General features: G+C 57.1%; 16 protein-coding genes. 6 read left to right on the top strand and 10 right to left on the bottom strand.

Going from position 1 to position 12,383, the window contains the following annotated elements:
• Nucleotides 1-196 precede the first annotated feature (196 nt).
• A complete protein-coding gene (gene azoR / locus ACQG0S_RS10440) occupies nucleotides 197-802 on the top strand; it encodes an FMN-dependent NADH-azoreductase (protein WP_022648050.1) in 606 nt (201 codons plus the stop codon).
• Between the two features lie 89 nt (nucleotides 803-891).
• Nucleotides 892-1,578, top strand: coding sequence for an RluA family pseudouridine synthase (locus ACQG0S_RS10435; RefSeq protein WP_022648049.1), 687 nt, complete (start codon nucleotides 892-894; stop codon nucleotides 1,576-1,578).
• Nucleotides 1,579-1,585: 7 nt separating this feature from the next.
• On the opposite strand, the gene ACQG0S_RS10430 is transcribed toward ACQG0S_RS10435, so the two are convergent.
• Nucleotides 1,586-2,125: a DUF2058 domain-containing protein gene (locus ACQG0S_RS10430; RefSeq protein ID WP_022648048.1), complete on the bottom strand. Its 540-nt coding sequence runs from the start codon at nucleotides 2,123-2,125 to the stop codon at nucleotides 1,586-1,588.
• Between the two features lie 168 nt (nucleotides 2,126-2,293).
• On the opposite strand from ACQG0S_RS10430, the gene ACQG0S_RS10425 reads away from it, so the two are divergent.
• Complete coding sequence (locus tag ACQG0S_RS10425) at nucleotides 2,294-3,268, top strand: DUF1852 domain-containing protein (protein WP_058676701.1); 975 nt, start codon at nucleotides 2,294-2,296, stop codon at nucleotides 3,266-3,268.
• A 26-nt stretch (nucleotides 3,269-3,294) separates the two neighbouring features.
• Nucleotides 3,295-4,323, top strand: a complete 1,029-nt coding sequence (locus ACQG0S_RS10420; RefSeq protein WP_048966908.1) for a methionine synthase — start codon at nucleotides 3,295-3,297, stop codon at nucleotides 4,321-4,323.
• A 3-nt stretch (nucleotides 4,324-4,326) separates the two neighbouring features.
• Here the strand turns inward: ACQG0S_RS10420 and ACQG0S_RS10415 are convergent, their stop codons facing one another.
• A complete protein-coding gene (locus ACQG0S_RS10415) occupies nucleotides 4,327-5,259 on the bottom strand; it encodes a LysR family transcriptional regulator (RefSeq protein WP_063137714.1) in 933 nt (310 codons plus the stop codon).
• A gap of 98 nt (nucleotides 5,260-5,357) precedes the next feature.
• Between ACQG0S_RS10415 and ACQG0S_RS10410 the strand changes: the two genes are divergently transcribed.
• On the top strand, nucleotides 5,358-5,792 hold the full coding sequence (locus tag ACQG0S_RS10410; RefSeq protein ID WP_003857304.1) for a DMT family transporter: 435 nt from the start codon (nucleotides 5,358-5,360) through the stop codon (nucleotides 5,790-5,792).
• A 4-nt stretch (nucleotides 5,793-5,796) separates the two neighbouring features.
• A complete protein-coding gene (locus ACQG0S_RS10405) occupies nucleotides 5,797-6,255 on the top strand; it encodes a DMT family transporter (RefSeq protein WP_022648044.1) in 459 nt (152 codons plus the stop codon).
• On the opposite strand, the gene ACQG0S_RS10400 is transcribed toward ACQG0S_RS10405, so the two are convergent.
• Genes ACQG0S_RS10400 through ACQG0S_RS10365 form a run of 8 tightly spaced genes read right to left on the bottom strand, consistent with a single transcriptional unit; the run spans nucleotide 6,252 to nucleotide 12,132 of the window.
• Nucleotides 6,252-6,785, bottom strand: a complete 534-nt coding sequence (locus ACQG0S_RS10400) for a DUF3833 domain-containing protein (protein ID WP_063137713.1) — start codon at nucleotides 6,783-6,785, stop codon at nucleotides 6,252-6,254. The genes ACQG0S_RS10405 and ACQG0S_RS10400 overlap by 4 nt on opposite strands.
• Nucleotides 6,782-7,306, bottom strand: a complete 525-nt coding sequence (locus tag ACQG0S_RS10395; RefSeq protein WP_063137712.1) for a hypothetical protein — start codon at nucleotides 7,304-7,306, stop codon at nucleotides 6,782-6,784. Before ACQG0S_RS10395 ends, ACQG0S_RS10400 begins: the two co-directional genes overlap by 4 nt.
• On the bottom strand, nucleotides 7,303-7,788 hold the full coding sequence (locus ACQG0S_RS10390) for a DUF2878 domain-containing protein (protein ID WP_023300043.1): 486 nt from the start codon (nucleotides 7,786-7,788) through the stop codon (nucleotides 7,303-7,305). The genes ACQG0S_RS10395 and ACQG0S_RS10390 overlap by 4 nt, the downstream gene beginning before the upstream one ends.
• Complete coding sequence (locus tag ACQG0S_RS10385) at nucleotides 7,785-9,005, bottom strand: SAM-dependent methyltransferase (RefSeq protein ID WP_038416012.1); 1,221 nt, start codon at nucleotides 9,003-9,005, stop codon at nucleotides 7,785-7,787. Before ACQG0S_RS10385 ends, ACQG0S_RS10390 begins: the two co-directional genes overlap by 4 nt.
• Nucleotides 9,002-9,724: a DUF1365 domain-containing protein gene (locus tag ACQG0S_RS10380; protein ID WP_426750295.1), complete on the bottom strand. Its 723-nt coding sequence runs from the start codon at nucleotides 9,722-9,724 to the stop codon at nucleotides 9,002-9,004. The genes ACQG0S_RS10385 and ACQG0S_RS10380 overlap by 4 nt, the downstream gene beginning before the upstream one ends.
• 1 nt (nucleotide 9,725) lies before the next feature.
• Complete coding sequence (locus ACQG0S_RS10375; RefSeq protein WP_063137710.1) at nucleotides 9,726-10,985, bottom strand: NAD(P)/FAD-dependent oxidoreductase; 1,260 nt, start codon at nucleotides 10,983-10,985, stop codon at nucleotides 9,726-9,728.
• Entirely contained in the window at nucleotides 10,982-11,701 is a 720-nt protein-coding gene (locus tag ACQG0S_RS10370; protein WP_063137709.1) for an SDR family NAD(P)-dependent oxidoreductase, read from the bottom strand. Before ACQG0S_RS10370 ends, ACQG0S_RS10375 begins: the two co-directional genes overlap by 4 nt.
• Nucleotides 11,698-12,132, bottom strand: a complete 435-nt coding sequence (locus ACQG0S_RS10365; RefSeq protein WP_022648036.1) for a nuclear transport factor 2 family protein — start codon at nucleotides 12,130-12,132, stop codon at nucleotides 11,698-11,700. The genes ACQG0S_RS10370 and ACQG0S_RS10365 overlap by 4 nt, the downstream gene beginning before the upstream one ends.
• Between the last annotated feature and the right edge of the window lie 251 nt (nucleotides 12,133-12,383).

The following is a 12,383-nucleotide window of genomic DNA, read 5'->3' as shown; positions in this document are numbered from 1 at the left end:
ACGGGCAGTGCACTGCCGGATAAAATCTCTTTTTAATGATTGCTATAGAGTACCACATCAGCGCTTTTCGCGCCTTATTCAAAAAATTCGAACATAGGCTTCGATATATTGCGCTATCCCTGTGGCAGGATTGTGAATAAAGTGTCAACAAGCAACGGGGCACCCCCCTCAATCAAATACAAAACAGGAAATTCCCATGAGCAAAGTATTAGTGTTGAAATCCAGTATTCTGGCAGGGTATTCACAGTCTGGTCAGCTGGCTGACTATTTCGTTGAACAGTGGCGTGAACAGCACAGCGCGGATGAAATCACCGTGCGTGACCTGGCGGCAAACCCGATTCCTGTGCTGGACGGCGAGCTGGTTGGCGCGCTGCGTCCGAGCGATGCGCCTCTCACCCCACGTCAGCAGGAAGCCCTGGCGCTCTCCGACGAGCTGATTGCTGAGTTGCAGGCCCACGACGTTATCGTGATCAACGCCCCAATGTATAACTTCAACATTCCTACGCAGCTGAAGAACTACTTCGACCTGGTGGCGCGCGCTGGCGTAACCTTCCGTTACACCGAGAACGGCCCGGAAGGTCTGGTGAAAGGTAAACGCGCTATCGTCCTGACCAGCCGCGGCGGTATTCACAAAGATACCCCTACCGATCTGGTCGCACCGTACATGACGTTGTTCCTGGGCTTCATCGGCATTACCGACGTGAACTTCGTGTTCGCTGAAGGTATCGCTTACGGCCCGGAAGTGGCCACCAAAGCGCAGACCGACGCGAAAGCCGCTATCGACAGCCTGGTCGCAGCCTAAATTTTCCCCCTCTCACCGCCCGGTGGGAGGGTTTTTCTTTCCCCCGTATTTCGTTATCATCCGCACCCACTCTCCAGCCCGGCGGCCTGATGTCTGTCATAATCGATACGTTTATTGCACCCCCCTGTCACGACGACATTGAGATCCTCTGGCAGGACGAGCATCTGCTGCTGATCAACAAACCCTCTGGTCTGCTCAGCCTGTCCGGGAAAAATCCGCAAAACCGCGATTCCGTCCACCACCGTCTGGTGCAAACCTTTCCCGGCTGCACGCTGGTGCATCGTCTTGATTTTGGCACTTCGGGCCTGATGGTGATTGCACGTAACAAAGCGATTAACGCCGCGCTTTGCCACCAGTTCAGCCAGCGCGCCGTGACCAAGGTTTACACCGCCCTGTTGTGCGGACATGTGGAACAGGACGAAGGGACCGTGGATGCCCCGATTGCCAAAGATCCGGCGCTGTTTCCGCTGATGACGATCTGTGCGCGCACTGGTAAGCCCGCTCGCTCGCGCTATCGGGTGGTGGAACGTATTTACCAGGATACGATAATGCCGTTGACGCGGGTTGAGCTTACCCCGGAGACCGGGCGCACCCACCAGCTGCGCATTCACTGCCAGCAGTTAGGCCACCCTATTTTGGGGTGCGATCTGTATGGGGGTCTGGAATGGCCGGGGGCGGAAGAAACGCCCCGGCTGATGCTGCATGCAAGCGTTCTGAGTTTTATTCATCCGCTGAGCGGCGAGACCATGAATGCCCGTCACGCCGCGCCATTCTGAACGAGGTTTACCACATTAAATCGTCAGGGATTTTGAAGTCTGCGTACGGATCGTCTTCGTCCTGCTCTTCCTGACTCAGCGCGCTGTTTAGCACAATGCTGTCCGCATCGCGCTGGGCAATTTTATCCGCCACCACCGCCGGGATAATCGCGTAATCACAGTCGCCATTCGCGTTAATCACCAGTCGGGCAATCGCCAGACGACCGTTGATCAGCTGGGTTTGCGTCTGCTTATCGACGTCGATTTTTTTGATCAGGCTGCCATCGGTAAAGTTAAAGGTAATGTTGCCCTTCGCCACGGTGATGCGGTTCATCTCAATCAGCTGCTTCACCTGCGCCCTGAACTCTTTTGCCAGCACCGCCTGTTTTTGCTGTTCGCTCAGCTGCTTATCACGCTCCAGCTGGGCTTTCTTGTTCTCTTCAACAGCCTCTCTCGCCTCGCGAGCCTGGACGCGGGATTTTTTCGCCGTGCGCTGAACCTTCGCCATCTTTTTACTGCTGACTAAGCCCGCTTTCAGCATCTGCTCTTGTAGGGTGAGTTTTGTCATGATCGTTTAAACCGGTTGGAAATGTCGGGGGATTATACCTGAATCGCGCAGTTCATGAAGAACCCTCATGACGCAGTGAAATTAAGTCACTTCCCCTGCGCCAGTGGCTCAGGCATAAATTATGCATTGATAACGTTTAGGCAACATGAACTTAGGATGCATAACCAAATGAGTCAGGCTTTCACATTTACCCTTAAGCGCAGTTGCTTTGATGAAAATTATAACCCGTCAGAAAACACGCGCACCACCACCAACTTCGCCAACCTGGCGCGTGGCGAGAAGCGTCAGGAGAACCTGCGCAATACGCTGGTGATGATCAACAACCGCTTTAACGCGCTGGCGAGCTGGGATAACCCGAAAGCCGACCGCTATGCCGTCGAGCTGGAAATTATTTCAGTCGATATGAATATCGGCGGCGATTTTACTTTCCCGGCCATCGAAATTCTGCAAACGACGATCGTGGATAAAAAGACCCACGAGCGCATCGAAGGCATCGTCGGGAATAACTTCTCATCCTATGTTCGTGACTATGATTTCAGCGTCCTGCTGCTGGAGCATAATAAAGATCAGCCCCGTTTTACCCTCCCCGAGAATTTTGGCGAGCTGCACGGCAATATCTTTAAAAGCTTCATGCATTCTGCGGAATATCAGGCGAACTTTAAAAAAGCGCCGGTGATCTGCCTGAGCGTCTCCAGCAAAGACACCTATCGTCGTACCGGTAACCACCACCCGGTGCTGGGGTATGAGTACCAGCCGGACGGCGAGTCGCTAACGGAACAGTACTTCGCGAAGATGGGCCTCAAGGTTCGCTATTTCATGCCGGAAAACAGCGTCGCGCCATTTGCCTTCTTCTTCACCGGCGATTTACTGCGTGATTACACCAATCTGGAACTGATCGGCACCATCAGCACCATGGAGACGTTCCAGAAGATCTATCGACCAGAAATTTACAATGCCAATTCCGCTGCGGGACAGTGCTATCAGCCCGACCTGAATCAGCAGGATCACTCATTAACAAAAATCGTCTATGACCGTGAAGAGCGCAGCCGGCTGGCCATTGAACAGGGTAAATATACCGAAGAGCGGTTCATCAAACCCTATAAAACCCTTCTTGAGCAGTGGTCTCATCACTTCACGCTTTAATTTAATACGAATAAAAGGTTCTTCTTATGAAAACATTGCTCCCGACATCGACGGCTGGCAGCCTGCCGAAACCCACCTGGCTTGCGCAGCCGGAAACGCTCTGGTCGCCGTGGAAACTCCAGGACGAGGAATTACTGGCAGGGAAACAGGATGCGCTTCGTTTGTCTCTGGATGAACAGATTCGCGCCGGGATTGATATCGTCAGCGACGGGGAACAAACCCGCCAGCATTTCGTCACCACCTTTATTGAACATCTCAGCGGCGTGGATTTTGAAAATCGTCAGACGGTGCGGATCCGTAACCGTTACGATGCCAGCGTGCCGACCGTGGTAGACGCGGTGGCGCGCCAGAAACCGGTGTTTGTAGACGACGCGAAATACCTGCGCCAGCTGACGGACAAGCCGATCAAGTGGGCGCTGCCCGGCCCGATGACCATGATCGACACGCTATACGATGCTCACTATAAAAGCCGCGAAAAGCTGGCCTGGGAGTTCGCTAAAATTCTCAATCAGGAAGCCCGCGAGCTGGAAGCGGCCGGCGTTGACATTATTCAGTTCGACGAACCTGCTTTTAACGTCTTTTTCGACGAAGTGAATGACTGGGGCATCGCCGCGCTGGAGCGCGCCATTGAAGGGCTGAAATGCGAAACCGCAGTACATATCTGCTACGGGTACGGCATCAAAGCCAATACTGACTGGAAAAAAACGCTCGGCTCCGAGTGGCGCCAGTATGAAGAGGCGTTTCCAAAGTTGCAGACCTCAAAGATCGATATCATCTCGCTGGAGTGCCACAACTCGCGCGTGCCGATGGATCTACTGGAGCTGATCCGCGGTAAAAAAGTGATGGTCGGGGCAATTGATGTTGCCACCCAGACCATCGAAACGCCGGAAGAGGTTGCCGATACGCTACGCAAGGCGTTGCAGTTTGTTGATGAAGACAAGCTCTATCCGTCCACCAACTGCGGCATGGCTCCCCTTTCCCGCCAGGTCGCCAACGGTAAGCTGAAGGCATTAAGCGCCGGGACTGACATTATCCGTCGCGAGCTTGCCCGCTAACCTTCAGGTTTGCCAGTACAGCGGCGTACCGAACCGCTCAATATAGTAGTCAATCACCGCCCTGACGTTCAGGGGCGGATGACGCGCGTTCGGGTAAATCGCCGCAATCGTCAGTGGCTCCGTATTAATAGAACACTCCATTTCCGGCAGCAGTGCCACCAGCTCACCGCTTTTGAGCCGTTCGCTCACCATCCAGTCCGGGAATAGCACAACGCCCATGCCGCCCAGCGCCGCAATCAGGAGCGTTTCCGCGTTATTGGAAGTCATCAGCGGTACGATGGGATAGTGAACCCACGCCTCGCCCGGCTGCCGGATCAGCCAGCGGTTAGGCCCGGACGAACCGCGGTAAACCAGACAGTGGTGACGACTGAGATCGTCCGGCCCCTCGGGTGCGCCATGTTTTTGCAGATAGTCCGGCGAGGCCGCCAGATGGTAGAACTGCTGACCGAACACCCGGGCGTGAAACGAGGAGTCCGTCAGCGCGCCGATGCGGAAGATAACGTCCGCGGCGTCGCGGTGCGGATCGATAAAATCGTCGGTGAGGGTCAGTTCAATGGAGAGACGAGGATAACGCGCCAGAAGCCCCGGCAGGCCCGGCGCGATGTGCCGTAGTCCGAAAAAGACCGGGCCATTGATACGCAGCGTGCCCGACGGCTCGCGGGCGCGTTCATCCAGCTCGCGTCGCGCATCCTCCAGATTTCCGGCCATCGCCCGGGCATAGCGCACAAAAAGATGCCCGCTCTCTGTGGGCATAATCGCCCGCGTGTTGCGGTAGAAAAGCTGTTGCCCGAGGGCGTCCTCAAGCTGGTGGATCACGCGGGAAACCTGCGACGCAGAAATCCCTTCCCGCCTCGCCACCACGGAAAAATTCTGCGTTTCATAAACGTCGATGAAGATCAGCAGCGCGCGAATGCTGATATGTCCGGCATCCATCATTAATGCATTTCCTGCACAGGTGTTTCCTGCATTATGGCATTTTTCTCAATGATGTTCAGACGTAATCTTCTCCGCCTGGAAAAAGGAGAAAAAGCGTTATGCACATTATTTTAATTTTACTGGTGATTGCCGGCGGCATGGGGCTGTCCGTGGAAGCCGGGCTGCTGGGGCCGCTGGGCGCGGAGGTGGGCGACCTGTGGGCGGCGTTCAGCATATTTAGCGTGGGAACCGGGCTGACGTTTCTGCTGATGCTGTTTTTCAGCCCCCGCAACAGTCCCTCATTTTTTGCGCAGCCGTCATGGCACCTGCTGGGCGGCGTGCTCGGCCCGGTCTACGTCATCATTCTCACCATTGCCACGCCAGCGATCGGTATTGCTATGACGATGATCGGCATTCTGGCAGGCCAGGTCTTTAAAAGCCTGATTATTGACCACTATGGCCTGCTGGGTACGCCGCACCGCAGGATCGATACAAAACGCATTATTGCGCTGGGATTTATCATCGCCGCGCTCATTCTCGTGGCGCAGGGGTAACGTTATGACAGTGATTATGATTATTCTGGCGGTGATTGGCGGCGCGACGCTGAGCATTCAGGCTGCCATTAACGGGCAATTAGGCAGCAGCGTGGGGGTATTCAAAAGCGCGTTTCTGACCTTTTCCGTCGGCGCGCTGGTAACCGCCCTGCTCATTTTCTTTTTTGAGCCGAAACAGGCGGTCAGCCTGATGGATGTGCCCAAGTGGCAGCTTCTGGGCGCCCTGTGCGGCGTGCCCTATATAGTGATTATGGTGCTCGCGGTGCAGCGTATCGGCACCGCCGTTGCCACGGTAGCGGTGATCCTGGGTCAGCTGGCCATGAGCATGCTGATTGATAACTTTGGCTGGCTGAACAATGAAGCCATTCCGTTTTCAGCGAGCCGTTTCGGGGCCGTCGTCTGCCTGAGTATCGCGCTCTTCTTCATCTACTCAAGCAGTAAACCTCAGCCCGAAGAGGATTAACCGCCCTCTTTGCGGGTAAAGAACAGCGTCACCGTGGCGACGGTGACGCCAAATTTCTTCATCTCGGTTTTATTGAACAGACGGGTGCTGTCCTGCAAATACATCCAGTCATCAAAGTGCAGCAGCCAGGTTTTGCCGTCCGCCTTCACGTTCATGCTGTAGCGCCAGTTAAGGGCGTTGCCCGAAACCTGACCTGTCGCGACACCTTCTATGTCACCCGCCGTGCCTTCGTAACGATCGTGGCCAATGCGGCGGATATGCCAGACGCGCTTTTGCTTCTCGCCGTCGTCATAGACAAAATGCTCGTTCAGCGTCAGCGTATCGCCGATGACATCTCCGGCGATCTCGACGCGAAAACGGCGGATCTGCTTACCGCTGCGGTCCTGCACCATCCCCCACGCCTCGGTTTTGCCCTGGAAGTAGTGGAAAATATCAAGCCTTGGCTGCTGCTGACGATACTCGGTCACTTCTGTGCTGCACCCGGCCACCAGCATTGTCAGTGTAAGCGCCATTAACAGGAATCGTTTCATTGTGGTCCTCCGATTAACTGCTGACGCAGTTCAGGATACTCGGTGCGGGGATCGAGCCAGATCGCCAGAAAGCGCGAGCTAAACGCTGCCGACTGGCGCGGCCCGAGGGGCGTAAATTTTTTCTGCGACGCCGTGGGGCGATACCAGAATTGCCCCTGACCGTTATTAACCACAAACGCGAGCTGCGTGCCGGGCGTGACGTCGGGCCAGAGCGCTTTTAGCATCCGCAGCCAGGCTTCACTCTGCGGCTCCTGCTGCAAAATGCCCTGCGCCTGCCACTGGTCGCGGGTCGCCTCGACCAGGTCGTCGCCATCGATATCCCGGGCATAGGTGATAATCAGCGCGTTATCGCTGTTTGTTCCTGTATATCTGCCGTCGGGCGTCAGCAGCTGAGAGGTATAAACGGTAAACAGCCCCCAGGTGAGGGTGGCATCGCCTACCTTGCGCCAGCTCAGCCAGTCAGTCGCCTGCACGTTACAGGCCATAACGGTTAGCGCGAGCGCGAGTAACAGATGTCTCATTGTTGTCTCCCCATCAGCAGGTGGAAAAACAGCATCAGCACCAGCCAGCCCGGGATCATCCAGCTGACGACGATAAAAGTCGGCTCCAGGAACGTGATGGCCCCCAAACGCTCGCCAAACAGGTAGGCCAGCGGCCCGCCCAGGGTCGCCAGCGCCGTCAGCAGCCAGCCCGGCAAGGTGGTCGTGCGGGTCAGTTGCGTCCAGACGGTGGCAAACATCAGCCACAGCGCCACCATCCATAGCGGCATCAGAGACGTGCCAGTGAATGAAATCAACCCCGTCAGCGCCCAGAGGGCGTCCAGCATCGCGCCCGACGCCGCCAGCACAAGGGCGTATACCCGGTGTGATGGCGGTAACAACAGCCAGGCAATCAGCGCCAGCGCGATCCAGATGACCAGCCCCTGCTCGCGAAACAGCACCACCAGCGTCCAGTAGAGATCAAACCCGATGGCCAGCAGAAAGACCTGCCCGTAGCGCTTCATACGCGTTCCGCAGTCAGTTGCACCACGCTGATGGTGCGGGCGTTAAACCCGGCTTCACAGTAGCCGAGGTAGTACAGCCACATCCTACGGAAACGGTCATCAAATCCGAGCTTTTCAATCTCCTGCCAGGCGTGAACGAAGCGCTGACGCCAGTGCGCCAGCGTGCGGGCGTAGTCCGGCCCCATATCGAAGAGGTTACGCACGACAAAATCGGTATGGCGGGTCATCAGTTCATTCATGGCGGTGATGCTGGGCAAAAAGCCGCCGGGGAAGATGTAGCGCTGAATAAAATCGACGCTTTTGCTGTAGTCGCGATAGCGCTGATCCTGAATGGTGATGGCCTGAATCGCCATCCGCCCGCCCGGACGCAGACGCGCCTGGCAGGTGCGGAAAAACGTTGGCAGGTAGCGTTGGCCGACGGCTTCAATCATCTCAACCGACACCAGCTTATCGTACACTCCGGTCAGATCGCGGTAGTCACAGAGCAGCACCTCAACGCGATCCTGTAAACCTGCCCGCGCGATCCGCGCGGTGGCCCAGTGGTACTGCTCCTGCGATAGCGTGGTAGTTGTTACCCGGCAGCCATAATGACGGGCGGCATATTCCGCCATCGCCCCCCAGCCGGTACCAATCTCCAGCAGATGATCGTTTGCGGTGAGCGCCAGTTGGTCGCACAGCCTGGCCATTTTTGCCTGCTGAGCCGCTGCCAGATCCTGCTCTTCCCCGGTAAACAGCGCGCTGGAGTAAAGGAGTTGTTCATCAAGGAAATGGGCGTAAAAGGCGTTGCCCAAATCGTAATGGGCGGCAATATTTTCCCGTGCCTGCGCGCGGGAGTTGCGCCGCATCCAGTGCCGTAGCCGCTCTACCGGTTTCCCGAGCAGGCGAAACCCTTTTTCCAGTTGCCCGAGGATCTGGCTATTGCGCGCTATCAGCTCCAGCAGCGGCGTCAGGTGGGCCGTCTCCCAGTCGCCATCTATCCACGCTTGTGCCGCGGCGAGGCTGCCCCCGGTTAGAATGCGCCAGTAGACGCCCGGAGCGAGTACCTGCACCTCAGCGTGAAGCGCGGCGGAGGCGTCGCCGAACTGGAACGTCTGGGCGCCTTCACGCAGCGTCAGCGAGCCGCCGCGCAGCCCGTTCAGCAGGCGAAAAAGCAGCCATCGCGCGACGCGGACGTTGCGCGGGAAATCGGGTTCAAGCGCAAAGACGGGATCGGTCATGAGCGTTCACTCCTGCTTAGGGGATGGTTATGCAGCGGCACGCGCTTCAGCCACAGCCTGAGCGCCTGCCAGTAAATGGCGAAAACGGCTTTGAGGGTCATCAACGGGATCCGCGCCAGCAGCGACCGCAACGCTGCGCGCGTCAGCGGCTCCCGGCGCAGCGTCAGAGTGGCATCAAACACCTTCGTCTCCTGATGGTTTTCGATATGCATGCGCAGCGTGCTGGACGGACTGTTGAAGCGCCAGTGGTAGACCATGTCCATCGGATTAAAGGGCGAGACGTGAAACGCTTTTTCCGTCGGCGGGGCGTCCCGCCCCGCTACCGCGTAGTAGTGTCGTTCATTCCACGGCGTGTTGCGGACTTCGGCGAGAACCCAGCGCAGGGTGTCTTCCCCGTCATAGCAGTAGTAAAAATTGACTGGGTTAAAATGAAAGCCGAAATAACGCAGTTGGGTTAGAAGCATGACCCGCCCCGCCGGGCGTTCGCCGGTCAGATTTTCCAGACGCTCAAGGACGCGCTCTTTGAGCGGCGTGCCCAGCGGGTAGTCCGCATCATAAAATGCCGCGGGCGCAACGCGGTTACGGCGCACGCCGACGGAGGGCAGCGCGTCCAGCTCATCGAGATCGAGCCAGGCCATAAAGACGCTGTAGGTAAAGTGGTGCGCTTTTGGCGAAAGACGGCGATGGCGCAATGTGCCGTGGTAAAGGCAGCTGTTCATCTCAGTTGCCCTCCCCGGCCGCGATAGCGTTTACCACATCCAGCGCACTGCGTACCCCATCTTCGTGGAAGCCGTTGTACCAGTACGCGCCGCAGAACCAGCTCCGCTGGCGACCGTTTATTTCTCCGCGTCGGGCCTGGGCTTGCCAGCTTTGCGGGTTAAAAAGCGGATGCTCATAGACAAAGCGGCGCAGCACATAGCGTTCTTCCACCGGCGTTTCCGGGTTGAGGGTGACGCAAAACAGCGGGCTACCCGGCGGCAGTCCCTGCAAGATATTCATGTTGTAGGTGACGCAGGCGCTGGCCCGATCCTGCTCGCTGAGGCGGTAGTTCCAGCTCGCCCACGCGCGCTTGCACACCGGCAGCCAGCGCGGATCGCTGTGAAGCACCACCTCGTTACGCTGCCAGCCGATATCACCCAGCACCTCACGTTCAGCCTGCGTTGGGCTGGCGAGCATCGTCAGCGCCTGAGCGGAGTGGCAGGCGAAGATCACCTGATCAAAGTTGTCTGTTACGCCCTCACGCGTTATATCAACTCCGCGATCGTGGCGAATAACCTGCTGCACCGGCGCATTGAGGTGCAGCGTCAGGCGATTGCCAAGCTTGTCCAGCATCGCGCGAATGTACTCCCGGGAGCCACCCGGCACCACGTACCACTGCGGACGATGGGTAATGTCCAGCAGACCGTGGTTTTCAAAAAAGCGTAAAAAGAGCGGCAGCGGGAAGCGTTTCATCTCCTGTAGCGAGGATGACCAGATAGCCGCCCCCATTGGCAGAATGTAGTGACGGGCAAAAAAAGGCGTGAAGCGGTGCTGGTGCAGGAACGTCTCCAGCGTGGCGGACTCGCTGACGTCACCCCGGAGCGTCTGTCTCGCCAGCCGATTAAAGCGCACGATCTCCTTCAGCAGCGTCCAGAAGGCAGGATTTAACAGATTACGACGCTGGGCGAACAGCGACGTCAGCGTGTGGCCGTTGTACTCCAGCCCGCTCTGCGGGTTATGCACCGAAAAACTCATCTGCGTTTTTTGCCCGCTGATGCCCAGTTCGCTCAGCAGCCCCATGAAGCGCGGATAGGTGCGGTCGTTGTAGACAATAAATCCGGTGTCGATGGCAAAGTTGCCCTGCGGCGTGTCGACATCCACCGTTGCGGTATGACCGCCCGGCGTGGCCTGCGCTTCAAACAGCGTGACCTGATGATGTCCGGCGAGCCGCCAGGCACAGGTTAACCCGGCGATACCGCTGCCGATAATCGCGATCTTCATGGTCGCACCATCCTGCGCAGCAGTGCGCGCTGAAGTATATCGGGCAGACCGGAGAGCAGGCGCAGCGCCAGGCTAAACCCGGCGGGAAACGCGATATGATCCTTCCCTTTTGCCAGACCGCGACGAATGGCATGGACGGCGTCCTCCACGCTGACCCGGCCCGGCATCGGGAAATCATTTTTTCGGGTCAGCGGCGTGTCGACAAAACCAGGTGAAACGACCGTGACGGCGATCCCTTTCGGCTCCCAGTCGAGGCGCAGCGTGTCGGCAAACCAGGTTAACGCCGCTTTAGAGGCGCCATAGGCTTCTGCTCGCGGGAAGTGAAGCCAGTGCGCCATCGAACTGATCAGCACCACGCGGTTGCCGGATATCAGCTGCGGCTGCAACGCCGCAAGGCAGTTTACCGGCCCCATGAAATTGGTGGTCATGACCCGCGCCACCAACGCGGCATCCACCTCGCCGCGATCGAGATACTCGCAGGTTCCGGCGCAAAGAATCACCGTGTCGGCAGCACAGTCCGCCAGCGCCTGGCGACAGGCGTCCCTGTCTGTCATATCGAACAGGCGCACCGTAATGTTGGGGCTGTGCTGATGCACAGCTGCCAGACGTTTCGCATCGCGCCCGCAGGCAATCACCCGGTAACCATCGTCGGCAAAAGATTTCGCCAGCCCGGCCCCTATGCCCGAGCTTGCGCCGGTGATCAGAACCGTTTTCATGATTTCACTCTCCGCTTCACGCCGCGTACGGCCCAGCCGAGCACCGGAAGATGTTCGTAAATCATCTCTCCGGCATCGTAGTAATCCCGCTGGCGAACTATGCGATCGTCGCGCATGTCTACCACAGAGCAGCCCGGCAGCTGGCGCATTGCCCCCCGGGCAATACGCGGGTGCGACCAGTGCATCATCCAGGTAACAACAAAGCGATCGCCCTGCTGCAACGGTGCATCGACGGTAAAGCGGCACCGCTGGACGTTAGCCAGCAGGTGAGTGAAATAGCGCTGAATCGCGAACAACCCGCTGTGTTCGCCAAAGGGATCGATAAGCGTGGCATCGGCGCGATAAATCTTTGCCAGCGCCGAAGGTGGCTGGGTATCCAGCGTGGCGTAGTAATCAACGAATCGACTGATGACGGACGGCAACGTGCTCATGGGTCACATCCTGGCTGTAAACAACGTAGCGAAATCGCATAATTAAAACTTACACAATTAGCGTTATTTGTCCAAGTTTGTGCAGATATATTTTTTATACCTCTTTTAATTCAGTATTTTAAAAACTTTCCCTGAGGTGCCAATTTGAGTCAAAAGCAGATTCTCACCGCCGTGCCGTTATTTTTTAGGGATAACCTTAAGGCAAAGGTGCCATTTATCTTCCAGACTTATCCTTTTAATTCATAAGGATG

The sequence above is a fragment of the Enterobacter cloacae complex sp. 418I7 genome (assembly GCF_050030705.1).
GTDB classification, from domain to species: Bacteria; Pseudomonadota; Gammaproteobacteria; order Enterobacterales; family Enterobacteriaceae; genus Enterobacter; species Enterobacter intestinihominis.
Note: the sequence above shows the minus strand (reverse complement) of the source record. Positions and strands in the feature narration are given on the sequence as shown.

What these genes read in the sequence shown, in the direction of transcription:
- azoR (WP_022648050.1), top strand. Translation starts at nt 197, where the DNA reads ATGAGCAAAGTATTAGTGTTGAAATCCAGTATTCTGGCAGGGTATTCA.
- ACQG0S_RS10435 (WP_022648049.1), top strand. Translation starts at nt 892, where the DNA reads ATGTCTGTCATAATCGATACGTTTATTGCACCCCCCTGTCACGACGAC.
- ACQG0S_RS10430 (WP_022648048.1), bottom strand. Translation starts at nt 2,125, where the DNA reads ATGACAAAACTCACCCTACAAGAGCAGATGCTGAAAGCGGGCTTAGTC.
- ACQG0S_RS10425 (WP_058676701.1), top strand. Translation starts at nt 2,294, where the DNA reads ATGAGTCAGGCTTTCACATTTACCCTTAAGCGCAGTTGCTTTGATGAA.
- ACQG0S_RS10420 (WP_048966908.1), top strand. Translation starts at nt 3,295, where the DNA reads ATGAAAACATTGCTCCCGACATCGACGGCTGGCAGCCTGCCGAAACCC.
- ACQG0S_RS10415 (WP_063137714.1), bottom strand. Translation starts at nt 5,259, where the DNA reads ATGATGGATGCCGGACATATCAGCATTCGCGCGCTGCTGATCTTCATC.
- ACQG0S_RS10410 (WP_003857304.1), top strand. Translation starts at nt 5,358, where the DNA reads ATGCACATTATTTTAATTTTACTGGTGATTGCCGGCGGCATGGGGCTG.
- ACQG0S_RS10405 (WP_022648044.1), top strand. Translation starts at nt 5,797, where the DNA reads ATGACAGTGATTATGATTATTCTGGCGGTGATTGGCGGCGCGACGCTG.
- ACQG0S_RS10400 (WP_063137713.1), bottom strand. Translation starts at nt 6,785, where the DNA reads ATGAAACGATTCCTGTTAATGGCGCTTACACTGACAATGCTGGTGGCC.
- ACQG0S_RS10395 (WP_063137712.1), bottom strand. Translation starts at nt 7,306, where the DNA reads ATGAGACATCTGTTACTCGCGCTCGCGCTAACCGTTATGGCCTGTAAC.
- ACQG0S_RS10390 (WP_023300043.1), bottom strand. Translation starts at nt 7,788, where the DNA reads ATGAAGCGCTACGGGCAGGTCTTTCTGCTGGCCATCGGGTTTGATCTC.
- ACQG0S_RS10385 (WP_038416012.1), bottom strand. Translation starts at nt 9,005, where the DNA reads ATGACCGATCCCGTCTTTGCGCTTGAACCCGATTTCCCGCGCAACGTC.
- ACQG0S_RS10380 (WP_426750295.1), bottom strand. Translation starts at nt 9,724, where the DNA reads ATGAACAGCTGCCTTTACCACGGCACATTGCGCCATCGCCGTCTTTCG.
- ACQG0S_RS10375 (WP_063137710.1), bottom strand. Translation starts at nt 10,985, where the DNA reads ATGAAGATCGCGATTATCGGCAGCGGTATCGCCGGGTTAACCTGTGCC.
- ACQG0S_RS10370 (WP_063137709.1), bottom strand. Translation starts at nt 11,701, where the DNA reads ATGAAAACGGTTCTGATCACCGGCGCAAGCTCGGGCATAGGGGCCGGG.
- ACQG0S_RS10365 (WP_022648036.1), bottom strand. Translation starts at nt 12,132, where the DNA reads ATGAGCACGTTGCCGTCCGTCATCAGTCGATTCGTTGATTACTACGCC.